Source organism: Hyphomonas sp. (assembly GCF_017792385.1).
Classification (GTDB): Bacteria; Pseudomonadota; Alphaproteobacteria; order Caulobacterales; family Hyphomonadaceae; genus Hyphomonas.
This window is the reverse complement of record NZ_CP051230.1, coordinates 904,781-929,446: the sequence shown is the minus strand read 5'-3', so window position 1 is coordinate 929,446 and position 24,666 is coordinate 904,781. Positions and strand designations below refer to the sequence as shown.

Annotated in this window: 20 protein-coding genes; 8 read left to right on the top strand and 12 right to left on the bottom strand. The window is 56.6% G+C overall.

The window, feature by feature from the left end:
• The first annotated feature begins 62 nt into the window (after positions 1–62).
• A complete protein-coding gene (locus tag HF955_RS04585) occupies positions 63–410 on the top strand; it encodes an RHS repeat-associated core domain-containing protein (RefSeq protein ID WP_291078267.1) in 348 nt (115 codons plus the stop codon).
• A gap of 41 nt (positions 411–451) precedes the next feature.
• Complete coding sequence (locus HF955_RS04580; RefSeq protein WP_291078265.1) at positions 452–859, top strand: hypothetical protein; 408 nt, start codon at positions 452–454, stop codon at positions 857–859.
• A gap of 1,569 nt (positions 860–2,428) precedes the next feature.
• Here the strand turns inward: HF955_RS04580 and HF955_RS04575 are convergent.
• Together HF955_RS04575 and HF955_RS04570 are read right to left on the bottom strand one after the other, a co-directional pair.
• Entirely contained in the window at positions 2,429–3,145 is a 717-nt protein-coding gene (locus tag HF955_RS04575) for a glutathione binding-like protein (RefSeq protein WP_291078263.1), read from the bottom strand.
• Positions 3,146–3,158: 13 nt separating this feature from the next.
• Positions 3,159–3,761 (bottom strand): NAD(P)H-dependent oxidoreductase, encoded by a 603-nt coding sequence (locus HF955_RS04570; protein ID WP_291078261.1) that lies wholly within the window; start codon positions 3,759–3,761, stop codon positions 3,159–3,161.
• A gap of 120 nt (positions 3,762–3,881) precedes the next feature.
• Between HF955_RS04570 and HF955_RS04565 the strand changes: the two genes are divergently transcribed.
• Complete coding sequence (locus HF955_RS04565) at positions 3,882–4,250, top strand: winged helix-turn-helix transcriptional regulator (RefSeq protein WP_367279751.1); 369 nt, start codon at positions 3,882–3,884, stop codon at positions 4,248–4,250.
• A gap of 431 nt (positions 4,251–4,681) precedes the next feature.
• Entirely contained in the window at positions 4,682–6,007 is a 1,326-nt protein-coding gene (locus tag HF955_RS04560; protein ID WP_065383215.1) for a site-specific integrase, read from the top strand.
• Positions 6,008–6,150: 143 nt separating this feature from the next.
• On the opposite strand, the gene HF955_RS04555 is transcribed toward HF955_RS04560, so the two are convergent.
• The 4 genes from HF955_RS04555 to HF955_RS04540 form a co-directional block, all read right to left on the bottom strand.
• On the bottom strand, positions 6,151–7,326 hold the full coding sequence (locus HF955_RS04555) for a hypothetical protein (protein ID WP_291078256.1): 1,176 nt from the start codon (positions 7,324–7,326) through the stop codon (positions 6,151–6,153).
• A 5-nt stretch (positions 7,327–7,331) separates the two neighbouring features.
• Positions 7,332–9,632, bottom strand: coding sequence for a hypothetical protein (locus HF955_RS04550; RefSeq protein ID WP_121212532.1), 2,301 nt, complete (start codon positions 9,630–9,632; stop codon positions 7,332–7,334).
• 103 nt (positions 9,633–9,735) lie between these two features.
• Entirely contained in the window at positions 9,736–10,617 is an 882-nt protein-coding gene (locus tag HF955_RS04545; RefSeq protein WP_121212531.1) for a nucleotidyl transferase AbiEii/AbiGii toxin family protein, read from the bottom strand.
• Entirely contained in the window at positions 10,614–11,438 is an 825-nt protein-coding gene (locus HF955_RS04540) for a type IV toxin-antitoxin system AbiEi family antitoxin (RefSeq protein ID WP_121212530.1), read from the bottom strand. The genes HF955_RS04545 and HF955_RS04540 overlap by 4 nt, the downstream gene beginning before the upstream one ends.
• A 116-nt stretch (positions 11,439–11,554) precedes the next feature.
• Here HF955_RS04540 and HF955_RS04535 point away from each other — a divergent pair, with 116 nt between their 5' ends.
• Both HF955_RS04535 and HF955_RS04530 read left to right on the top strand, forming a co-directional pair.
• Positions 11,555–12,604 carry a restriction endonuclease gene (locus tag HF955_RS04535; protein WP_065383220.1) on the top strand — a complete coding sequence of 350 codons (1,050 nt, stop codon included), beginning with the start codon at positions 11,555–11,557 and terminating at the stop codon, positions 12,602–12,604.
• Between the two features lie 200 nt (positions 12,605–12,804).
• A complete protein-coding gene (locus tag HF955_RS04530) occupies positions 12,805–13,203 on the top strand; it encodes a hypothetical protein (protein WP_065383221.1) in 399 nt (132 codons plus the stop codon).
• 228 nt (positions 13,204–13,431) lie between these two features.
• Here the strand turns inward: HF955_RS04530 and HF955_RS04525 are convergent, their stop codons facing one another.
• From HF955_RS04525 to HF955_RS04500, 6 genes are all read right to left on the bottom strand, one after another.
• The gene (locus HF955_RS04525) at positions 13,432–14,847 is read right to left on the bottom strand and encodes a UvrD-helicase domain-containing protein (protein WP_065383222.1); all 1,416 of its coding nucleotides are present in this window, start codon (positions 14,845–14,847) and stop codon (positions 13,432–13,434) included.
• A gap of 1 nt (position 14,848) precedes the next feature.
• The gene (locus HF955_RS04520) at positions 14,849–16,573 is read right to left on the bottom strand and encodes an ATP-binding protein (protein ID WP_065383223.1); all 1,725 of its coding nucleotides are present in this window, start codon (positions 16,571–16,573) and stop codon (positions 14,849–14,851) included.
• Positions 16,574–16,612: 39 nt separating this feature from the next.
• Positions 16,613–17,998, bottom strand: coding sequence for a hypothetical protein (locus HF955_RS04515; protein WP_219146762.1), 1,386 nt, complete (start codon positions 17,996–17,998; stop codon positions 16,613–16,615).
• A complete protein-coding gene (locus tag HF955_RS04510; protein WP_219146760.1) occupies positions 17,991–18,608 on the bottom strand; it encodes a type IV toxin-antitoxin system AbiEi family antitoxin domain-containing protein in 618 nt (205 codons plus the stop codon). The genes HF955_RS04515 and HF955_RS04510 overlap by 8 nt, the downstream gene beginning before the upstream one ends.
• Before the next feature lie 249 nt (positions 18,609–18,857).
• Positions 18,858–20,723, bottom strand: coding sequence for a hypothetical protein (locus tag HF955_RS04505; protein ID WP_121212528.1), 1,866 nt, complete (start codon positions 20,721–20,723; stop codon positions 18,858–18,860).
• A 12-nt stretch (positions 20,724–20,735) separates the two neighbouring features.
• On the bottom strand, positions 20,736–20,966 hold the full coding sequence (locus HF955_RS04500; RefSeq protein WP_065382766.1) for a hypothetical protein: 231 nt from the start codon (positions 20,964–20,966) through the stop codon (positions 20,736–20,738).
• Positions 20,967–21,278: 312 nt separating this feature from the next.
• Here HF955_RS04500 and HF955_RS04495 point away from each other — a divergent pair, with 312 nt between their 5' ends.
• Both HF955_RS04495 and HF955_RS04490 read left to right on the top strand, forming a co-directional pair.
• Positions 21,279–22,475 carry a DUF932 domain-containing protein gene (locus HF955_RS04495; protein ID WP_121212527.1) on the top strand — a complete coding sequence of 399 codons (1,197 nt, stop codon included), beginning with the start codon at positions 21,279–21,281 and terminating at the stop codon, positions 22,473–22,475.
• 126 nt (positions 22,476–22,601) lie between these two features.
• Entirely contained in the window at positions 22,602–24,659 is a 2,058-nt protein-coding gene (locus HF955_RS04490; protein ID WP_219146756.1) for a ParB/RepB/Spo0J family partition protein, read from the top strand.
• Positions 24,660–24,666: the final 7 nt, after the last annotated feature.

Here is a 24,666-nt window from a genome sequence, read left to right as displayed (position 1 = left end):
CCCGAAGGCGACGATATCTTTCAGGACATGCATGCCGACATCCCGGAATATCGGCGGCGGAAATGAAGAGGTCCGGAAACAGTGTCTGGCGGCGGGATTTCACGCCCTTCGGGGAAGACCGCCAGTCCCCTGCCGCGATGGAGGATGATCAGGGCTTCACGGGCCACATTCAGGACACGTCCACGGGCCTGACCTATATGCAGGCACGCTATTACGACCCCGTCGCCGGCCGGTTCCTCTCAGCAGATCCGATCGGGTATGAGGATCAGCTGAATCTGTATGCGTACGTCGCAAATGATCCGGTGAATGCGACGGACCCGACGGGGGGTGGACTCTCAGAATTGGGTTGGAAGGAAAGACTGGAGGCGGACCAGTTCCAGCTGGTGGTCAGGGGTCTTTTGGATTCATAGTCGGCACGAATCAGGCCGGCCAGTTGGAAATTCGACCATACGTGAGCTACGGCGCGTCTGTTCAAACTGGAGATTCGTTGGACGTGGAAGTGGGCGGCTGCCCAGGGTGTTCCGTCGAAGATATGTCAGGCAATTCCGAAGCACTATTCGATGTCGATATCGGAAAGGGTCGAGATGTTGGCTTCGGTGCAAATCGTATCAACGGGAACGTCGAAGCGACGATCTCAGGAGGTGTAGGTGCTGGACAACAAGGGCCTGGCGTGGAAAACATGGTCGTCGGCGATGACTTGATTTCCAGTACTGCGGACCAGATGTCTTCAGTTGCAAATTTTGCAGGCCGGGTGGCTTCGGAGCTTCAATCCCAACCCGGTCAATTCATGGATCGACTATCAGGGACCAGCGGACCACTTGTGCCTCCACTACCAGACATGGATGATCCGGCGCGATGAAACAGTTACCTATCGCTGCAGCAATGAAGATAGTTTTTCTGGTCTTCGGGTTTACTGCACTATTTGCATGGACTACCGGGTTTTTACCTGACGTTTGGTTCGTAGGCTTTTTTTTTGGCTTGGGAGGGCTATTGTTGATCACGATCAGATATCTGGAGCGGTGAAGGGTTGCACTGGCATTTCGGCAATATAATACGAACTTCTCCTTTCAGGCGAGTGCGGCTCTAACGCACTGTAGGTTCGAAATTATTTTGTGCGCCAATGTGGCGTCCTCGGTCTAAAGCTCACCTCCGCTTGGCGTCCTTTGTGCTTGCGGTTTCAGGCGTATTCCGGCCCTGATCTGGCAGGGCGTTTTGAACAATCTGGGATGAAGACTCGTTTGGCCCTTCGCAGGATCGACGAGGAGGCCTTCAGAGCGGTTCTCAAGGGAACGATCTGAGAACCGCAACCACAGCAGCAGGCGCAGGGCATGTGGGGCGCCCCCAGATACGACCACGGCTCCTTCCTAACGAAGGCGAACCACACGGTTGCTAAGGCGCAATCCGTTACTCCAAAAGCAAGCCGAAGACGGGTCGGTTCAAGGCGCGCGGCTCAATTTCTGTCAGCGGGGAGTTGGTGCCTGCCTTTTGAAAGGCCATGCCGGATAGGACCACGAAGCATGAACTGGATGAGTGATGTAGATATGCGAAGTTTGATGTATTGGGGAGCAGTATTCTGCATAATTGTGGTCGCTGGTGTGGTGGGGCTTGATATAGGCTTTTTTTGCAATGCGCGCACCGTTTGCTGGAGGTCCCCTAACCCAGACAGCTTTTTGCAACCTGCCGAAATGATGACAGGAATACTGGTAGCGGCTGCGGTCTTTGCGACTTGGGCTTGGTTCTTGTCAAAGGCAGACAGGAAGTGAGCCGCCTCGAAATATGAGTCCGCATTTGTTGGTCAAGCGCCAATGATTTAGGTATAGGTTGAGACAGAACGACCAACTCTGTTTGGTCCGCGGCGTGCGATGCCAAATTCGGAGAAGACGAAACCACTTTCTCATCCAATTCTCATGAGCATGCGCTGCCTTCGACGGACCCGCTTTTTTGATGATCAGTTGTTCAGGGCAGGTGGCCACAAATCCCTCGCCGCACATTGGCCAAGGTGGCATCCAAGAACGAAGCACCCCACAACGTTCTATCTACTGTCACTGTCACGTCTTCCGCCGTCGATTCTTTGGCAATGATCCACGAATACGCATAAGTACGAAATTTAAGATTGGTAGGATCATCCTGGTGGACATGAGCGCGGCGAGATAGTTCGCAAGCTCGTCCCGTGTTGAAGTCACCAAGGCAATAAAATCAATAGGATAGAATTGGCGCACCGGGGAGGGTGAAACCTGGAACTTACGGATAGCGCGAACAAGCTGAGGGATCGGTCGATTTAGGTTCGAAGACCGGCACTCGGACATGTGCTCCAAAGGGCAAATATTCGCCGAAGGCGGCCACACAGCTTTACCAATCTGACGGCTGCAATGCGCAGCAAAACCAGTCATTAAAAGCGTCGGCAACCAGTTTATCCAAGCATCTAGGATCAGGTGGCTTTTACATCCGAGGCAAACCGCGCTGCATTTTCTTTCAAGAAAGCGTCGGCGTCCGCTGACGCATCCCAGAATTGCGGCCGCGCCACGGGAATGGTCAAAGCCTTTTGAACCGCGGGACGCGCATCTATGCGATCGAACCAGGCTTGGAGGTGCGGCAGGTCCTCAACCTCAACCAGCGCCCAAGGATACGCTCGGGCCCATGGGTAAATCATCATGTCAGCGATAGAATAATCACCGACCAAATAATCACGGCCTTCAAGCCGCGTGTTCAGCACTTCCATCAGTCGGCGACTTTCATCGACATAGCGATTGATCGCGAATGGCACTTCATGCCCGTTCGGCGCGGCGATGCGCTGAAAGTACATGGCCTGACCCATCATCGGGCCGACATGCCCAACTTGGAAAAAGGTCCATTGCAGCGTTTCTGACTGCGTAATGGGATCATCCGACAGGAACTTTCCGTACTTTTTGGCGAGGTGCCAAAGAATGGCGCCAGATTCAAAAATGGCGCGCCCTTCGCTACGGTCCACGATCGTTGGGATTTTGCCGTTCGGATTGAGTTTTAGATAGTCCGGCGCCTTTTGTTCCTGTTTGGAGAAATCCACGAAGGTCAGGTCATAGGGCACACCTGCTTCTTCAAGGAAGATGACTGGCTTATAGCCGTTCATCGTTGCAGCCGTATATAGGTGGATGTCAGGGGCGGTCATGTCAGTTCCTCCCTTAAGCGGGTTCGTGAATGGGAAATACGTTACGCAAATGCGTATCGAAGCGGTTCAAATCGGCCTCGACATCAGCATTTTTCATCACGTCAAATGCCGCAAAGGTCGGCAGAGCGCTCATGCCGAAGAATTTGGCATTAAGATGCATAGGGCGCAGTAGGTCGTCCAATGACCCACCAGCAAAGAAAGCCTCTTTTGGGTCGTCAAACGCTTCAGCTGGGGCATTCAACGTCACAGATAGCATGTAAGTCGTATCCTTGAGCGTGCCGCCCAATCCATAGTTGGCCTTAGGCGCTTCTGCGGTGCGGCCGTCTCCCGCACACAGCCGTCCGTCCATGCCGGCTGTATAGACCTCATCCATATATTTCTTGAACGACCAAGGCGCTCCCATCCAGTTGACCGGGAATTGCATGATCACCGTGTCGGCCCATTGATGATTGGTGATTTCCTGCTCAATGTCATAGTCATCCGTGACAGCTGTGATGCGAACCTCGTGGCCCGCTTTTTTGAGATGCGCTGCGGCGCGCGCTACTAGCGTTCGGTTCAATTCTCCTTTTGCAAAGGGGTAAGGTTGGTGGCCATTTATGATGTGAATATTGCTCATTTGCCTCGTCTCACGCGTGGTGTTCCTTGACGCAGACTGCGTCTGACACGAAATTGAGGATGCGGTGAGAATTATCAACCAGTATACTTTTAGTAACCTGTAAAACATTCGAGAAGAAAGATGCGAGCGCGAGTGGAAGAAGATGAGCGGGGGCGTCGTCAGGCTGTAGATGCCTGCGATACGCCCTGCGCGATTGAACGCGGCATGCGGATCATTGGCGGCAAGTGGACAGGCTCCATTTTGTGGCATCTGAAAGATGAGCCGGTGCGGTTCAACGACTTGTCGCGGATGATTGCTGGCGCAAGTAAAAAGATGATCACAGAACGCTTGCGTCAACTCGAAACGCAAGGCCTGGTTCACCGCGCCGTCATCGAGACATCACCAGTATCGGTTGAGTATTCGATCACAGATTTTGGTCGCTCGGCGCTGGGCGTCCTTGATCAGCTCAGACGGTGGAGCGAGGGGCTTCCGGAAGAGCTTACGGGTTAAATCGTCAATTGCTCAGAACGCTGCAAGGCGAGCAAGAGCAGACATCAGACTAAACGGCTTGAACGTCCACCAAGGGCCAATTGTTGCCTCTCTCGCCCGCTACCCGAACTTCCGCGAAGCAAGGCAACAAGGTCATTCAAACTGGCTATGGCTGCTTGGGAAGTTAAATCCGCTAGCTGCCGCAGAGGATTCGCCCATTTGGGGAAAATGGCGCACCCAAGAGGATTCGAACCTCTGACCTCTGCCTTCGGAGCTGGTTCATTGCCCTATCCGAAATGCGCGATAGGGCACGCCAGAGCACGATAACCACCTGAAAAACATTGATTTTCAGAATCCGCTCTCCGAAGTCTCTATCCGAGAATACGCCCGAATTTGCCGCCAAGTGCTTACGTGGTGCTTACGCGAAGTCGGGTCCGGCAGGGACTGGAACCATGGCGAAGATCACCAAGCGGGTCGTCGATACGGCTGAAACAGGCACCAAAGATTACGTCATTTGGGATGATGACCTCCCTGGGTTTGGTCTGCGCGTCTTCGCATCCGGGAAGAGAAGCTATGTGATTCAGTATCGATCCAGAGGACGTTCGCGTCGCTATACGATAGGCCTCCATGGCGTATGGACCCCGGAGACCGCGCGTCGTGAAGCGAAAGCGCAACTTGGCCGGGTCGCTCATGGTGACGACCCCGCCGAAGAACGGGAAGAAGACCGGAAGGCGCTTACCATCAAGCAGCTCTGCGAACAGTACATCGCTGACATGGAAGCTGGCCTCATTCTGGGGAAAGGCGGACGGCCGAAGAAGGATACCACCATCGCCACCGATGTCGGCCGTATCCGCAGGCACATCATTCCTCTTCTTGGGACGCGACGTGTGCGGGACATCACCAAGCCGGACATGAATAACCTGATGAAGGACATCATCGCCGGCAAGACACGCGTGACCATGAAAACCGAAAAGCTGCGCGGCAAGGCCATCGTTCGCGGCGGTCGCGGAACCGCGATCCGGACTATGGGCCTGCTTGGCGGCATCTTTTCTTACGCGGTCGAGGCCGGGGTGATCGAGCACAATCCCACGCATGGCCTCCGCAAACCGAAATATCAGGTCCGCGACCGCCGGCTCAGCGAAGCCGAGTATCGGGTTCTAGGCGGCATTCTTCGCGAGGCGCAGGAGAGCGACCACTACCGCATACACGCCGACATCCTCAGGCTGATCGCGCTGACTGGCTGCCGTCGCGGAGAAATCATAAATCTCAAATGGAGCGAGGTCGATCTTGAGGGTAGCTGCCTGCGGCTGATCGATAGCAAGGAGGGGTCTTCCGTTCGTCCTGTCGGATTGCCTGTTATCGAGTATCTCGAAGACGAACGAAAGCGGCGGGCAGGCACGTATGTATTCCCCGGCAAGGGCTTGGACAACGCCGTCGGGAACTTCCCACAGAGTTGGAAGAAAATGTTCAAGGACACGCCGCTTTGGGACGTAACCCCTCACGTTTTGCGACACAGCTTCGCGAGCATCGCGAACGACCTGGGCTTCACAGAGATCACGATCGCCGCGCTGATCGGTCATGCCAAAGGATCAGTCACGAGCAAATACGTCCACACGCTCGATTCTACACTGATCATGGCCGCAGACACTGTGTCCGGCTACGTGAAGGCTTTGCTTGAAGGCGTAGAGTTCAGACGGAACACCTACACGCTGGATCGGCAGTCCCGACAGAGCGCAATCAACGAGATTTTGAACGAAGCACGGCCATGCACCCAATGATTGCTTTCGATCACTCCTCGTCGGTCCGCTAACTGCCATATTTGACGGCCAAACCAAATCTATCTGTCAGATATGACGGTTAGCACTCTGTATTTGATCAATCCGGTTGCCCGATGTCTGCTACATGCTTCGGACAAATGATGCTACGATTGCTCAGATCGTTCCATTCTTGACGGTCTTGGAAGAATGATAACTTTCTCAATTCCGTCTAAGCTTTCAAGACCCATCTGGAGGGTCGCATATTCCTCTGTTTGCCGACAATCGTCCCAGATGAACGCAACAAGTCTCTCATAGCCAGTCCTGTCGCCCAAATAGAGTGAGCGGTCTGCTGCAATTTCCTGCGTGATTTTGCGGCACTCAGCTGGTCCAGCGCGGCGCATGAATTTTACTTCGATGATGGTCTGTAGAGAAGGTACTCCGAGATCATACCGAGGAGTCGTGTGCCCGAGCTTTGGGAGAGACTGCTCATCGACAAGGTCCTTGAAGACTGGCCTCAACACAGTCCAAAGCAAATTCTGCACGTGATACTCATGATCAACTTCCCACTGCTGTGGCAAAACGCCTTTGACGCGCGGCTTCGTCTCGTACGTCCAATGGGACATCGCATCCCGCACTTCGTCCAAAAGAGACACAAGTTCTGGGAAGCCTGCTCCATGCACAGGCATGCGTGAAAGCGCTTCAACACAAGAGTCAAAAACAGATCGAGCAGCGGCCAATTTCGGGAGAGCGGTCTCTCCAACAAGATTGACTGCTCTCTCCCAAGCAAGTTGCCTGTCATTGGCATCACAATCCTGATTCAACGCTGCCTGCACAGCAACCCTGAATAAGACGTCAGCGACAGCGCCCCAAGCTTCGACACCGAGTAGGACTTGAGCAGCTTTGACCAGCCCATACTCCCACTCGTCCTGGGGAACTGTTGTTGCTGATCTGGCTAAAAGTTGAACAAACCAGCCTAGCTGGTCTTCAGCTATCCCGGCCGTCTGCGCACCGAGCGCCACGCCCAGTAAAGCAAATCCATCGATCTCAAATCTCGGAACTCTCCCCTCGGCGAAAAAGGTTCGACCAGATAGATGCTCAAATCCCTGTCGAAAAGACGCCAGATCATTATCGGACACTAAGCCTGCGGCAAGCGCATACCCAATACACGCCACTCGAGGATACGCCGCGACGTCCTCATCCGCCTCTTCGTCTGGTCGGAAGAGAGATGGAAGCATCGCTCGATCGCTTTTGATCAAAAATGCACAGAAACCGGCGACGTGAACAGGTAATGCGGAGTAATCCGACTCTGAGATATCAAGTGCAGACTTAAGCTCGGTCAATTGCATTATAGGAACCAGGGCGTTCTGCCGATATCGCGAAACTTCACGGCATCATCATCCCAACTTTCAATCTGCTTCAGTCCGGTCAGCCTCTCAGCAATCAGGTCTGAGTATTTGATCGTGATTGGGAATGGCTCTGGTGACATTATTCGCCACGAATGTGCAGTAAAATCGAATGCCTGTCGTGAAAGATAGGTCATATCTCGAAATGTGGAATTGCGATGCAGTTTGAGCAAGCAAGCTCGTGGCATGCCATCGGTTGCTTGTTTGAGTTCGGAGGCGCCTGCGAAAACGACAAGCGATTCATAGTCGCCAAGCTTTAGATGCATTCCCCTCGACGGTCCCAAAATCCCTTTTTTTTGTTGAGCCCACGGAGGCTCCCCTTTCTGGTCCGTGTCAAAAAGCACGAAAGGATTGGTCGGAGCGATGTGAACAAAGGCATATGTAACGTTGTCCAGCTCCAGCCCCTCGACTGCGGCCTTGATTGCTTCTGCTTCTACATCCTTCGCTGGCTTGAACATGTGGAAAATCAGACGAACCCTATCTGTGTTCTTCCAATTGTCCTGATCTCTGACCCTGATAATTGTTCTCTTCAAAGTTTCGGTCAATGCGGAGGTATATTCGGAAAAGGGAACCACGTTTGTTCGTTCACTAAGGTGATATCCGCCATCACTTGAGAAAACTGTTGTGATACCGACTTGGCGAGCGCCCCCGCCGATCCTGCTAGTGGTCGCAACGTGCGAGCCCACGCCAATGACGAGTTCGTGACCAACCGTCTGCTCGGCACCCAAAAGCCATGGACGACCACCAAGCTTCGCATAGCAAGCAAGGCTCATTTGGTTCATCGTAAATACTAAACCTGCTGCGGGTTGGCTCATCGTTTCCAATCGGAAGCTCTGAACAGCAACGTGATTCTTCAACAACACCGCCTTAGAGCCAAAATATGGGTTTTGGTTACCAGGGAGCGCTTTGAAGTCTTCCTCGACTTGAACCAGTGCTAAATCCCACTGGATGCCCGTATCTGCGGCGTGTGCAAGCGCTGCGGTGCAAGCCTCCTCGTATCCATTTAACGTAGGCGACCTAGCAGTAAACGTCTGAACATTGGCCTTCTCAAGCTGGAACCGGCGTAAAAAACCATCGCCATATCGAGCCTGCTCTCGTCCTCGGCGCCCGGTCTTAATATCAGGCATGCCCTCAAGAAACTTAGCGACAAATGTTTCTACTTGGCCTTCATATCGAGCTTGGCAGATGACGGCGATGTTTAGCTTCTTGGGCGTGAAAGTGCGTTGATCATAGGGCCCGTTCGCCTTTATTCCGCGCTCGTTCCAACTGTCGGTACGTGTTCCCGATGGATCGAATACAAGCGCAGGCTTCTTTATCAATTCGCGCATTGGAAATGACGGCGACTTTGAGTCGAGCAGCTCGGAAATCTCAAATTGGACGCCTGGTACTGCTTCCATGGATTGATCACGTAGGAAACCCAACGTTTCTTCGATCATTCTGAGACGCCCCGGGCCCGAATGCAGCTGACTTGTAGCGAGCTTTGCATCGTTCAGCACTCTATCCGCTTCGCCGCCAAGGAGGGTGCGCACACACCAGTCGAAATCTACTTTGCTCCCAGACAGTCGAGCTCGAGACGCCTCGACCGTGTCAAAGCCTTCACGGTGATCTTCCAAGACCAACTGCCCATCTGATATCGAAGCTACGCGCCCTACCGTTTGAGGGCGCAGCCCCAGCCGTGGATCGATAGGAGGGTGGTCGATGAGCACATATCTACCGATAGGTGAGATCCCCACCTTGATAAGTTGATCGCAGGTGGCAAGAAGAAGGTTCCGGACTCTCGCATCGCACAACAGACCAAATTGTGGTTGACCATCGGATCCAAAAATCGTTCTGGGCGTAAACTCAAGTAGCGAACGCTTTTGCACCCATTCGGGCAACTCGCCGTGACTAATGAAGTTTCTCTGAGCGCTACCGAGCACTTCAACGGGAAAGTCACGAGCAATCTCGCGTTTTCCCGAGAAGGTTCTTATTAGCGCCGCATTGAGCAGGGCCGCCCAGTGCCAATGCGTTTCTTGAAGATCAATCTCCATCGTTTTGTCGCTCAACGGCTCTGCGCCTTGCGCAACGGGAATGTCGATGATCGTATCGTTTTCTCTGTCCGTACGAAAAACATGCGTTTCACCAAACTCTTTTCGAAGCGAACTCAAAATGTCCGATTCGAATGGGCGAAATCCTACGTGAATTTCTGTATCGCCACTTAAGCTCACCGAAGCGAAGTTTAGTTTCAGATTTTCACCGCTCATCTGCCTTCAACTTCTCATTTCGCTAGGGTTTGATTTGGCTCCGCCACCTTATAATAATGCTTGGCAGGGCCTTGTTCTACTTGTGATTTGAAGATCTGCTGCGCTAAGCTGAACTCTCGACAATTTCCGATAGGCCCAACTGCTGAGCTACGTCGTCGGTCTTGGCCCAACGCTGGCCTGGTAAACGCGTTACCATCTCGCCAAATACCCTTACAAATGCGGCGCGACCGGCAGCAGCATCAAGTGCATCAGCACGATCGGGGGTGAGTAGCGCACGGATATCTCCCAAAAGGTCTGGTCGCGCGAATTTCGCGAGCATCCGCTGTTCTGCCTCAGCCCGGGAGATGGCCTGACCTTGCTGATCAAGATAGCGCACAAAAAGCGCGACGACCCGTTCGATGTCCAAATCGGGAAGCGCATCGAGCGCATGATCGAGATCGAAAAGATCGCGTCCTTTATCGCGTTGTAGCAACGCACGTAGCTTCGTCGCCAGAAGCTCTTCCGCGGAGAAGGACGCTATGGTCGTACTTCCCGTGAACCACGGATTCTGAACGGCATAGGGGATTGAAGCCGGTGGATCGAAGGCTTCGATCTCTGAAATGTTGATCTCGACCTTCAGACGAATCTGCGCTTCAGGGTCATCCTCGGCTGGCACACGAAAGCGCAACTTCGGAGCAACTTGGCTCGACGCAAAATTCGCTTGCCCTAACCAAGGTTCCAGCACATCTCGCATAGCATCAAGAATGGGGCCGATAGGCCCTGCGGTCGTCCGGACGAGATCAATGTCTTCGGAATACCGTAACGGTTCCGGAAAGATCACTTTGTTGAGAGCCGTACCACCTCGGAACCTCAGCTCAGGTCCTAGGAGATCGTGATTGAAAATCTCCACGAGCGCTCGCGAGATGATCAGATCCTGCTCAACCTGCCTCGGCTCAGCCCAAGGCGCCGTCAGACTCCAGGCGGTGATGTTCGTCTCGGGGATCATTGTTCGTCGACTTCAATTGGCCGGCGGACAATAACGTGCCAGCGTGAGCTGCGTTCTCGTTCGTCGCTGGAGGCGATTGCGTTTGCTTCTCCAGGTTCGAGTTCGACCCACGGCACATTGCCGTTACGAAGATGCCTCTCCAAACTGGATGCTATCTCCTCCTGTCCAAGGTGTTCGAGAATGTATCCGAGGCGCTGGACGACAGACCGCTCAAACTTCGGGGCCAACGCGTCGAGGCGTTCTGGGTCAATTTGGGCGGCGAGTTCGTTGAGAACACCCGCCGCATGACTGATGCCTCCGCTGGCTTGTGGATAGCGCACAAGGTCCAAGGCGGTCAAAGCCGGTGATGACACGCGCATCGAACCGGTATCGGTCTTTCTTTGCTCGATACCCTGCTGAATGCTCTCTATGTCTTTGCGGAAATAGAAGGCGAGCTTGGAACGCCCGGCCCGAATGGGTTTCCACTGTCGATCGGTTACGACTTGGAACTCCATCACTGCCTGGTGTGACGCCCCATGGACTTCTGCAGCCTTCAGAAGCGCCACGTAGTAAGGCCTCTCTGCATCCTTCATCATGGCGTCGATGTACCAGCTTGGCGGTGGCGCACCCCACTTCAGATACCGCGTGGGCGTGATCACGTAGAAACCTCGACGCGGCACGACGACATGACCACGCTTCTTGAGGCGTGCGGCCGCGTCGAGGAACGCCCCATGGCTTACACCCAAGGCTTCCATCGCATCCTCGCGGGTGAAGCTGATGCGTCCACTCGACGCCAGTTCTTCAACATAGGCCGCCAAGGAGGTGGTGCGCTCAGGTATCATATCTCAAAATCCGCTCTACCAGCCGAGTTTTTAATATGATATTGGAATGCAAGCAAGCTTGATATAGATAACTCCGTGTTTAGCGCGGACTTTAGCATACAATCCAAGGCGCGCCGATGTCAGGGACAGACGATAGCGATCGGTTGATTCAGGAGGTCCTTTCCGAGCTCGGTTGGGATGAGGATCCGAAGACAATCGCGAACAAGGTCAGGCAGCTCGACCAAGGCCTACCAGCAGAGGACGAGTTCACAGCCATCTGCAACTGGCTCGGACGAGCCCGCCTCGTTCACAAACTTGACCAGCATCAAGCGCCCGTGGCCTCTCGCAATTTCTATCAAGTTCCAGACCTATTGGCGGAGTTCGAGCATGGCGGCCCCGTCCTCATAGAAGTGAAATCAAAGACGAAACCGAAGCTCTCCTTCACGCCGCGCTATCTCGACCGTCTCCACGCCTACGCCCGGCTCGTCAACATGCCCTTACTTATCGCCTGGAAGCTTCATGGCATCTGGGTGCTGTTCGAAGTCAAACACCTCACCAAAGCAGAGAAGAACTTCAACATCACGTTCGGCGACGCCATGAAGGAGAATCTGCTTGGTATCTTGGCAGGAGACGTTTCTTACAAGATCGCATCCGGTGCGGGGCTGCGCTTTCGCTGCAAGAAGGAAGAACTCGTCAGCCGGCAAGAAACCGACGGTACGGTGACCGAACAATGGCAAATGAGGATCGACGAGGTTGGTTTCATGATCTCCGGGGGCAGGCCAGCTGAGCACCTAGACCCAGATGTGACGACGCTCTTCACGACTTGGGATTTATCAGAGGAGCAATCACACAGCGACACGCATATCGAACTTCGCTTCGTTGCCGGCGATGATGACGGCATGATGTTCGGCCACATGGCCCTGACACATCTCCTGCATTGGCACCTCCCACAAGGTGCGACAATCAATTGGCGTCACGCGATCAGACGCGACGCAGTCGTGAGCAACATGACCAATTTCGGACGCGCACTCGAACGCGCCCTGGAGCAAAAGGTAGTACACCTCATACTCCATCAGCAACCGCACACCTGGCCAAGCTTCCTACCGAAAGAAGAGGTCAACACGAAAGGGCCGTCACCTCGTGCGGACCAAGACACTCCAGTCAAGCAGCAGGGGAGCGCCTCATGAAGCAGGCATTTGGCCGAGCCGAACAACTCGAAGCTGCGTTGGGCCTGGATCAAGTCGTCGCCACGAAGCTGGCATCGATTATCGTCTTTGCCGCGAACATCGAATAGCACCTTGAACGCGCCATCTGGCTTCTTGATGGTGTTGATCCCAAAGGCATCCGACCGAAAACAGACGGAAAACCGATCAGCGAGTTGATCGCAATGCTTGAACAACATGTCGGCAACGCAGCAGGTGATGACGTGCAGAGCATGTTGGAGACTTGGTGCAAGGCTGCCCGATCCGGCTTCATTATCCGCCACAACATCGCACATGGCGTCTCTTTCAAAATGGAGACAACACTCGTGTTCTCGCGAAATCCACGCTGGCATGGCGAGGTTCGCCGCCGCGAGTTTGGCGATCTGTGGTGTGAGCCAAACACCTTGGATCTGATCCGCGAGTCATTCGCCACTTTGCTGCGCGTCATTGGAACGATTGCGCAGGACCGAAAGCCGCTTCCAGAAATCGCGAATGCGAGCGCACTGCGCGCTCTGCGAGAAGCTCGATCCATCTTGGGTGAGTTTGCTGATCGATTCTACAATCCAAGCTTCGAAAAATACTAAAGCGTCCGGCCTCTTTTTTTGCGTCTGCGCACGGTATTCATCTGCGGTAGGCGGCACCTCATACTTCAAGCCCAAGGATATCTATTCGGAGGCCGCTTCCGGAGCGAGGCGGAAGACTGCGACGTGACCGCTCGCTCAGCATCCCAATGCGCTCGGTATAACGCGGCCTGCTAGACATCACCCCGCTCTTCGGAACATGAACATCGACAAACAGGCCTCGTACCTCCGCTAGACAGCTGGCGTGAGAACCGGATTGGCCGTGCAAATCACAAGCTTTCGGGATCCGCGTGTCATGGCAACATAAAGGTCACGAGCACTCAAAAGATCTGTATCGATAATGACCGCGACGTCAGCTTCCAATCCCTTGAGAAGCAAGGTACTTCCCACCGCTCGACGTGGCAGTGTGCGCCCTTTGACGCGCGATTGCTCACGAGCTCGGACCGCCATTTCATGAAAATCCTTTGCATCGACGCAGCCGTTGAAGGCCTGGATTGCGGAACGCACTAGTGCTGGCCTTAACGGGAAGACACCGGCCTGGCGATTAATCTCGACCAACAAAGTCACGGCTGCTGTCGGGCTTGGCGCGCGTGCAAATGCCAGTGCAGCCGCCTCTGCATCATTTGGCGGAGATCGTTCCCGGCCAGCGAAAAGCACACGCAACCTCTGCTTCATCTGTGCAGCACCGACACCAGTCATTGTCGATCCGGCGAAATCGATCAAGTCATCGGCGGCGGTCGCTGCATGCATATCGAAAGATGCCGCGAAACGAATGAAATCCGTCAGATCGGCGTTCTCGACGACAACAGCGCCTCGTGCCCGTGCAGCGATCTCACGATGCCGCGGAGGCCGTCTGGCATCGCAGACAATCAACACGTTTCCACCTTCATTCGGCGCGCGCGTATTGGCTGCCCTTGTCTGATTCTGGACGTCTTCGTCACCGGTGACTGCAATCACCTCCACCTCTGGCGGAGCCTCACGAAGATCGATCGGTTGACCGGCTTGTAGCGCCGCCCTCACGGCCAAAAGCCATCGACCAAAGCGCTCAGTACCAACGTTCCGCCAACGCCAAGGCGTATCCAGTTCGCCCGCTGGCGGGAACCGCAATTGAACGTCAGCCTCCCAATCGACCAGTACATTAGTGCCCCATCCAAAGATCGCCTGCATCGGATCACCGAGCACGCAGGTCGGCAGGACTTCTGCGATCTTCGAGACCATCGCATGCTGCTCAACAATACAGTCCTGGTACTCATCCACGAGCAAGCGCGCATAAGTCGCTTTCAGCACATCCCCAAGGTGACCGCCGTCTAGGATATTGACCGTTCCCTGTCGGATTGCGGGGTAGTCGTTTCTCGGATCGGTCAGATCGAGAATGCCTCCGGCATGGCCGCTCCGGAGCGGAAAAGTACCGATGAGGCGCATCGCCCAGCCATCGATTGTCGTGATCCTATAGGCACGTTGCGACACACCCAGATGCGTGAGCCGAGCGCGTAGCGCCGCGACTCCTGCATTGGTATGTGTCAGGATAAGGACCGGCTTCGCATCGTCATGCCGCTGCAGGGCCGACGCGATGAGGTGTGTCTTCCCGCACCCAGCCGGCGCTGAAACGCTACCACAGTCAATCTTGAGCAGATCGATATCAGCCATGCTACGCCTGTGCCCAGCCAATAAGCGCATTGACCCGGTTCCGGAAGTCTTCACGTACATCGGCGAAGTTCAAAGCCAAGATTCTACTGGCCACATGTTCCATCCGACCCACCGACTTGAACCACGGGTTGCTCTTGTTGGTGCTCGCTGTGACGAGAACAGCGCGCTGAGCAGGCGTAATGGTGTGCTGGGGCGAGTGGAGCAGCGCTCGTAGATTTTCGACCGTCTCCTGATTACCGGACGCCGACTGAATATGAGCAGCCACCATTTCCTGCCCGTGCTCGATAATCGCGTAGTCCAGCATCGCCAGGAGTGTCGCATCCCCCACATTATTGAAGATCGCGGCTTCCAGCGACTGGCCTGCGTCCCAAGTAAACGTGCCGCCGCCCAGTTGATGAAAGGTCGCTTCCACCTGTGCAGTGGGTGTGATGTCGGCATCTCGAAAAACGGCTGTCCGATATCCGAGCTTCGCGAATTCGGTGCCGCGTTCATACAATCGATCCGGATGGCCACCACCCCCGTCGACGAGTGCAACACCGCGAGCGAAAATCGAAGGTTGGCCCTGTCCCACACAAAAAAGCTCGAACCCGCGCACAAACCCGACTTCGGACGCGCCCTCACAAATCAGAACAGATGGAGCCAGAAAAGCTTCCGGTGATCGGCGTAGTGTCCCCTGCGCCGAAGTAGGGACAGGCCGCGCTTGATGTTTGTCGTCCGACCGCCGCATGATCCGCAGCTGCGCCACAGAAAGCTCCCGCAACACGATCGGTGAATGTGTGGTGGCGAAGACTTGTTGGGGCGGCGTTTCGTCCTTTGCTCCTAGCGAGCCGAGAAGCCGAATGATCCGGTGTGGTTCAAGACCATTCTCCACCTCGTCGACCAAGAGAATGGAGGACATCGCCGCGACTTCCCGCTGGAGCCCAGCGATAAGTAAGCGCGTGGAACCGAGCCCCAAACCGCGAAGAGGAACCCCTCGCTCGTCGTGCAGGGCGATCGAACCGCCGGTGACCGAAACAGAATGCATGTCGAGGAGCGCTTGCGCCTTCTCGCCAATCGGGATGCCGAGTTCATCCGCCGCCTTCTTCACCGATGTGAGCGCATCGCCAAGCTGAGCATCCGCGTCATTGCCGAAGCTCTTTCTTGCATCGCGCGCTGCCTGCGACAAAGCGAGGGACGCATCCGGCTTCTCCTCGCTCAACCGATTGAGAACGGAGCCGCGCCGCCATGCGAGATTGTGATCAGACGTCGCACCGAGACGAGTTGGCGCAAGCTCGACCCGATCCTTCCAATTCAGATTTCGCTCCGCGCCCTTAGCGTCTGCGCGATCCGATCTTAACCTCCACCGTGGCTCCAAGTCGCCTGCGATCTCAAGATTCAACGACAGAACTGTTTCGAGTCCATGCCCGGGTTCATCTTCGATCGTTCCGAGGAGATACTGATAGCCGCGCAGATAATCCCCATATGCCTCAAAATTTTTCAGCGTATCCGACAACGCCCCCAAGGTCAGCGTGATCGAGATGGGCGTCTCGACATCGAGTTGGTAAAAATCTGCATCAGTGATTTGAACGGACCGGCGAGCACCAAGGCACAGGTCGATAGCGTCGAGAACCGTGCTCTTGCCAGCATCACCAGACCCGATGAGACAATTGAGACCAGGTGACGGATACCATTCGAACGACTTGATCGATCGAAAATGCGAAATCTCAACCTTGCGAATAACCGCCATGTTCTCCTCCCAGGCGCTTACCGCCAATCCCTAGCTTCGTCACCCGCGTGAAATTTGGACTCGCTCGGGCTCTTCATCGTGTTCGACAGCCAAGCCATCCAGATCCAAGTTTGGATTCACGACTAACGCACCGTCCCCATCGGGGTCCGGATCGTCGGGCTTGACCGCAAAGGTGATGGAGCGGCCAGCGGCCACGACATCACGCATCCACCTTTCCAAAAGTTCGGATTGCGGAATGTTTGTCCCCACCCATGCGCCCTTGACCATCATTGTGAATGAGGTGTTGTCGAAGTATCGACCCACATTCGAGTACGCCAGACGGCGACCGCCCCGCGGGCCCTTAAATCGGTCGTCTTTTTCAAGAAGCTTCCAATAGGCATGGGGGATATACATTCCTTTCGTCAGGCCTGTGCTATCGGGTTCGAACTGAATTCGTGGGCAAAACTTCAAAAAGAACGGGTTGTCGCTAAAGCGAAAATCATCCAGTGCCGAGGCGGCTTTTACCTTGGACAACTCCTTGAGAAACCTGTCCATTCGATGGAGTTCATCGGTGAGTTTTGCCTCAGGGAACCGAAAGATCGCACCTAAATCGTCATCCGCCTCCATGGCCTTGTATTGAACCATGACGAACGCCCTGAACCGTTCATTGTAGTAGATCAGATCAGTCCCGGTCTGCTCCTCGAGCGGCTGCCGATTGGCCATTATCACGGTAAGGCGGTCGTCACCGTCAGCGAAAACGGCAGCGGCAGCATTGGGAATCTCTCGGAGGTAATCGTAGCCCGGCACCTGTCGCATATCTTGGATAACCATCGGATCCTCGCGCATGCGAACCTCCGGCAACCCGTCCAAGAATGACCCGGGGGCCTCATCCTCCAACGACCACTGAGCCAGTGGCGCACGGTCGATCCCGGCGAGGCTCATGGCAACGGCCAAAGCTTCCTTCTGATAGGCAAGGCTATCTCGCGCCCGCTCGCTCAGCCGCTCAAGACGCTGGCGGGTCGATGTTGTGAAACGATCGACCAAGCTACGAGCCCCTGGCGCGAGCCGGACAAAAACATCGATCGCTTCCTGGAACGCCTTTGGCGAAAGCAAGCCGCCACTAAGGAATCTCTGTTCGACGGCCTTCCGATTGCGAGTTGGCACGCCGCCGATAATGCGTTGAGTGGAGACAACATCATCGACCGAGTGGATTTCCTCAATGTTGAGTCGGCTTTGCTGCGTTCCCGCGTTCACCCCCCGTCGTCCCCGCCCGATATGCGTGACACGGCCAGACGGATCGACAATGAAACAGACTAGAGGCGCATTGCGGCTGTGGCCGAACAACGGCACCGCTTCCGCGAAACGGCCATACTCATCCACGGCATGATGAAAGACATCGCGCCGCTCATGGGTCAGACGCAAGACATATCCGCCAGCCTTAGCCATTGGTGGTCAGTGCCTCCAGATAAGGGCGGATCACCGTGCCGACCCCGCCTGTGTCCGCTGCCCTAGCGATCTCGGCCGGCGTGGATTTGCGTTGGCGCAGAGCCTCTTGGAGGCCCTCGAGCGCGACGGCGAGACTGATCTTGCCGCGATGGCGGAAGCAGTCCGCGACGGTCTTCGCCACGCCGAACACCTTTACCGATACGCCTTCGATCACATGGGTTTCGACGCTTTCGATGAGCAGATCGTCCGAGAAGCGCAGCACACGGATTTGCATGTCGCTTGGCTTCGGCGTCCAGTCATTACGGCCGATCGCCATCCACACCTTCTTGGGAAGCTGATCCGTGAGACCATGAAAGGCGAGCGCCGAGACGAGGCAGATCACGCCCTTGGGGAAACGCTTGGCCGCTTCGGCAAGGCTGTGGTTTGCGTCGAGCTCTGCGTCAGGGAGCTGGTAGAGCCCGCGCGCCAGGCGGATAACCTCACCATCCTTCTCCATGCGGCTGACGGTTGCGGCGGTGACACCGGCGTCCCTAAGTTCCGCAAGGCGCAGAATCCCACGCGCCGCTAGGAGGTCGCGGACTATCTCGCGTTGGGAGCGGGTCTGGGGCATCGATATATACTCTCACACTTCAGCATTTGTAGTGTGAGGTTTTGTATCACGTGGAGCGATGAAAGGAAAGACAACACATTGAAGTCGACCTCTGGGCTCTGATTCCGACAGCAAGGAAGGGAGTGTCTCTCTGACGGGTAGAATCAGCCCTATCTGTATCCGACGGTTTCGACATGCCACTAACACATGCACGTTCCAGAACGGACGCACATCAGATCATGAGAATTGGGCTTTCGGGCTAGATCGCGTTCAGGCCACGCTTTCTTCCGGGACGTCCGCCGTCTTGATCAGTTCCTTCGCATAGCGCTTGGCCTGAGATATGCTCTGCTTGTAGTCATCTGCAGCCAGCGAAAGAGATTCGGGCGAGGTGGCACGGTCGAGATCGTCGCTCGACCAGTCGTCAGAGAGTCGTTTGCTGATGGCGTAGCAAGTGGCTTTCCCAACTCGGAAGGCCATGAACTTGCGAGAGGCCCTTAGTATCGCAGTGCGCACTACTTCCGGCTCGCCGGACGTACGAAGTTCCGCATCAAGTTCGACAGCCATACGCTCCACGACGGAATACAAGCCGTTCACGAACAGCGTTTGGGCATCCTTGTAAAAGCGCCCCGCACGGCCTTTCAAATTCTTCTCGGCGATCTCTTCGGGATCGGTGAGGATCTTGATCTCCGGCACGCGCTCCAACGATTGGGCAGAACGTGAAAGCTTTGACCCCTCTGGCGCCTTGCGCACCTTCTTGTGTTTGGCGCGTTGACTCTTGTTCGGGTCGCGCTTGTCCCCATTCTCATCGGGCTCGTCGCCCGTTTCCGGGAAATCCGTATCGAGGTCGACGGGATCGGACGTATCGGTGCCCTCAGCAGTATCCTCCGTCGGGGATGCCATCGGACGACGAGAGGGACTAAGGGTCGCCGTGGGGACACGGAACTCGTCGAGGAGTTTCTGAAGGTCGGTTTGGAGATCATCCAGATTGTCGTCGGAGGATGGTGACTCGGAACGAATGACCTCCCTGACCCATTCGGGCATGAGCTCGCGCACATAGGCGTCGAAGTCCTCAGCGATCATCGGGGACCGGTCATCGGGCCAGGTCAGTCCATCACGATACTGATTTGGCATGGCGACATTGTCAGCAAGCTCGATTTCGATCGTGAGGACCTTCGAGCCGAAGGGAATACCGAAGTTCGGGGCTGCCGCCGACCAAGCCTTCTTCGACTTGATGTCATAGCGCTCACCTTTATGCACCAGCGCGCAAAATGTCGTGGAACTCGTTGCCGGATTGGCGAGCGCACTTAGCGAATGGCTGTGCCGCTCATGCTTGGGGTCGTGGATATAGTGTACAGTGACCTCCCCGCCGGGCGCTTCGACCCTTTCATGGTTGGGCAACTCGTCGACCACATCTTCCAGCGTTTTCAATCGACGCGTACGACCTGTCTCGCCTTTGCCACCGCCTTTGGTCATGGCGACATCGACGCGAACTTCGACTCCCTCTCCAAAACGCGCAAAACGCCGGAAGATCGCCGACGGAATGAAGCTTCGGTCCAGACTTTTCCCTTTGCCCAGCGGCTCGGCTACGGTGTCGTGATCTTCGCTTTGACCGAGCAGGACGACTTCCGTCCAGTCGAACGCGGTGTCCTGTCCCGCTTCACGGGCCACGTCGGTAACGTCATAGACAGTGTCGGAGCTGCCGTCAGGCAATTCGACAGGGAAGCGGACATAGGTGCCTTCGTCGGCATCGAAGCCGATGGTGACTTCGTTGACGATGCCACTCTTGCACGACCGATAGCGTATCCCTTCGCGCGACATGGTGAGACCTGAGACCTTCGCCCCAATCCCGAAATTGCCATCAAGCGCCATCTCTTTGTTGATCGAAGACGATAGATCGGTCGCTTGCTTCAACTCTCTATCGTCCATGCCCACGCCCGTGTTCCAGAAGGTCAGCTTGCGTACGCCATCAATCGTCGTGGGGTAGATTTCGATACGACGATTCCCCGTTTCCGCCAGAACAGCGCTTTCGTCGGCATTCTTGAAGAACTCGCGAACCAGCGTGCTCACGGGCGCCTGTTCGATCAGCCGGTTTATGAGAAATCGCTTGTCGCGAATGTTAAGTGGTTCAGCCTTCATGGATTGCGCCCCCTACAGCTTGAACTTGTCTGCGCCATCGCCCGAAGTCGATCCGAACTTTCGCTCTATCTCGCCTGTCGCATCTCGGAGCGCTTTGATGATCTTCTTCACGTCAGCATCGTTGTATTCGTAAGCCCGGCGGTTCGAGAGGTTGCCAAGTTTCCGAATGGCGTCGAGCGCAGACTGAGTCCGCCCCTCGGCCAGCCGAACAAACTTCTCCCGTTTCTCACTGTCTTCAGACATCAATCCATCACCGCCTTCTGCATCCTTCACTGAAATTCAGGTAGTTTCTACATCGCTTTGAGTCAATAGACTCCATGAATTTCGTGCCATATTTCGAAATACTTTGGAGAAATCTGTGCCGAATATCGATGCAAATACGCCGTCTGGACGCCAACATATTGCCAACGACCTTCTTGTTGGGGCGGTGTCGCAAGGCTGAGATTCTTTGCTTTCGCCGGTGCAAGAGAGAGTGAGAGTTCGGCGGCTTTCGCCGTGACGGGTTTGGAGGTCGAGAGAGAGTCTTTCGGCCGGCCCGCTCACGGAGATTGACCCATGACTAACCTTGAAACCCTGGACGGCCGACGCGACGAGAGCGGCGGCTTCAAAGTCGATATCTCGCGCGGAGAGCGGATCGGCCGCGTCTCCTCGGAATGGTTTTCCCGGCCGGATGACGAACGCTACCTGTCCCTGTCGGAGCTCTACGCCTCTGTGAAGGGCCGCGCCGAGCACAGCCGCACGCGGACGGTCGAGAGCGCAGCGATCCGCGTCGAAGCCCATCGCGACGATCCGGAAAACCTGGCGCTCATCCTGCCCGAAGCCGACGCGCCGGTCGCGCCGACCCATTGGAGCTTCGGACAGCTTGCAAGCCTCGTCAGCGCACCAGCGGCCTATTTGCGCCAGCTCCCGGCGCCGCTCGCTGGCATCAATCTGCAATACGGGCTCACCTCCCACCGAGCCGAGCAGATCAAGACGCTGGAAACCGAGGATGGGCGTACCGAGCTGCGCGCCGTCACCGGCCCGGATTATGGCCGCATCTACGACCACGAACTCGTCGCCGCCGTGCAGAAGATCGCGGGGAACGGCACTGGCGATACGCGCTGGAAAGTGCCCGGCACGCTCGACTGGTCGAGCGGCGTCTACAACCCGATGGTCGACATCACCAAGGATACGACCACACTCTACGCCTCCGACCGAGACGTTTTCCTCTTCCTGGTCGACGACATGAACCCGATCGAGGCGGGCAAGCTGCCGGATGGATCGCCTGATCTCTATTTCCGGGGGTTCTATTGCTGGAACTCGGAAGTCGGCGCGAAGACGCTCGGCATCGCCAGCTTCTACCTCCGCGCCGTCTGCCAGAACCGTAATCTCTGGGGCGTTGAGGACTTCCAGGAAATCAGCATCCGGCATTCCAAATACGCCGCCAACCGCTTCGCACACGAGGCGGCGCCGGCGCTGACCCGCTTCGCAGATTCCTCGCCACGACCCTTCGTCGAAGGCATCCGTGCGGCGCGCGAGCGGATCGTCGCGCGCAATGACGACGATCGCACCGACTTCCTCCGCAAGCGGGGCTTCTCCAAGGCGGAGACGGCCAGGATCGTCGAGACAGTCCTCGCCGAGGAAGGCCGGCCGCCCGAGTCCGTGTTCGACTTCGTGCAGGGCATCTCCGCCGTCGCCCGGTCGAAGCCGCAGCAGGACGCCCGGCTCGAATTGGAGGGCAAGGCGAAGAAGCTCCTGGAGCGCGCGGCGTAACTGCAAACGGCGCTCTATCGTTCCGGTCCGTCGCTTCCTCAAGAGGAAGAGGCGGGCCGGGTTTTTCGTGACGGGTTTGGAGGTCGAGAGAGAGGCTTTCGGCCAGCCCGCCCACGGAGAACTGATATGACCAAGTCTCAGAAAATCACCCTCAGCGCCTCGCGCGACATCCCTTTCAACAAGCTGGTGCTGAGCCAGTCGAATGTTCGGCGCATCAAGGCCGGCGTCTCGATCGAGGAGCTCGCCGAAGACATCGCCCGGCGCACGCTTCTGTCCTCGATCACCGTCCGGCCGGTGCTGGACGAGGACGGCGCTGAAACCGGCATGTTCGAGATCCCGGCAGGCGGACGCCGCTACCGGGCGCTCGAACTCCTGGTGAAGAAGAAGCGGCTGAACCGCACAGCGCCCGTGCCCTGCATCGTGCGCACGGATGGCCTCGCCGAAGAAGACAGTCTCGCCGAGAATGTTCAGCGTGCGCCGCTTCATCCGCTCGACCAGTTCCGCGCCTTCCAGGCGATGCGCGAGAAAGGCAAGAGCGAAGAGGAGATCGCGGCGGCCTTCTTCGTCTCGGCGAATGTCGTCAAGCAGCGGCTCAAGCTCGCCGCTATCGCGCCGTCGCTTCTCGACGCCTATGCGGAAGAGGAAATGACGCTCGACCAACTCATGGCCTTCACGGTCAATCCCGACCATGAGCGCCAGGAACAGGTCTGGGAGTCGATCAGACGGACTTACGCGAAACAGCCCTATGAAATCCGCCGCATGCTGACCGAAGGCGCCGTGCGCGCCTCCGACCGGCGGGCGCAGTTCGTCGGGCTGGGCGCCTATGAGGCGGCCGGCGGTGCCATCCTCCGCGATCTCTTCCAGTCCGATGATGGCGGCTGGCTGCAGGATGCAGGCCTGCTTGCGAAACTCGTCGATGAAAAGCTCGAAACCGATGCGCAAGCGATCCGCGCCGAGGGCTGGAAATGGATCGAGATCGGCACGGACTTCCCCTACGGCCACACATACGGTCTGCGCCGGATCACCGGCGAGACCGAGCCGATGAGCGAGGACGAGATCGCGAGCTTCCACGCGCTGAAGACTGAATACGATCAGATTGAAGTTGAATACGCCGACGCGGAGGAGTTTCCCGAAGAGGTCGACGCCCGTCTCGGCGAGATCGAAACGGCGATGGAAGCCTTGCAGGAGCGGCCCGTCCGCTTCGAACCGGACGTAATCGCGATGGCCGGCGTCTTCGTCAGCATTGGCCATGACGGCCGCCCGCGTGTCGAACGTGGCTATGTCCGCCCCGAGGATGAACCTTCCGTCGAATCCGATGGGCGGGATGAGGTCGACGGGATGGACGCCTCCACCGAGGAGGACGTCGACGAAGTTACGAGCCCCGACGCCAGCGAAGAGGTGGAAGAGGAAGAAAATGGCCTGAAGCCGCTCTCCGACCGTCTCGTCATGGAATTGACGGCGCATCGCACGCTCGCCCTTCGCGACGCGCTGGCCAACGATCCGCAGACGGCGTTCCTCGCCGCCTTGCATGCGATGACGCTGCGGCTCTTCTATCACTATCCGCTGGATAGCTGTGTCGAGATCACGCCGCACAGCGCCGGTTTTGGCGCCCAGGCGCCGGGCCTTGGCGACACGGCTTACGCGCTCAGCATCGACGATCGCACGACGAGCTGGCTAGGGGCGCTGCCGAAAGCGCCTGAGGATCTGTGGGAGGCGCTGGTCGGGTTCGACAAAGATAGCCGCGAGGCGCTGTTCGCGCATTGCGTCGCCATGACCGTCAACGCTGTACAAGAACCGTACAACCGCCGTCCGCGGGCGCTCGCCCATGCCGATGTGCTGGCGGCGACGCTCGGGCTCGACATGACGAGTGCGGGCTGGACGCCGACGGGCGAGAGCTATCTCGCACGCGTCACCAAGGCCCGCATTCTGGAAGCGGTGCGCGAAGGCAAGGGCGACGAGGCGGCCGACCGCATCGCTGGTCTCAAGAAACCGGAGATGGTCGCGGCGGCCGAAGAGCTTCTCGAAGGAACCGGTTGGCTGCCCGGAGTCCTGCGCATGCCGGCTCTTCCCGACAGCGAAGCGCAATCGGCGGATAACGGCGGCGAAACGGCCATGGGCGATTCCGCCGTCATCACCGATGATGAACCTGTCACCGGCAACGCCTTCGCCACTGCGGCCGAGTGACCGGGAG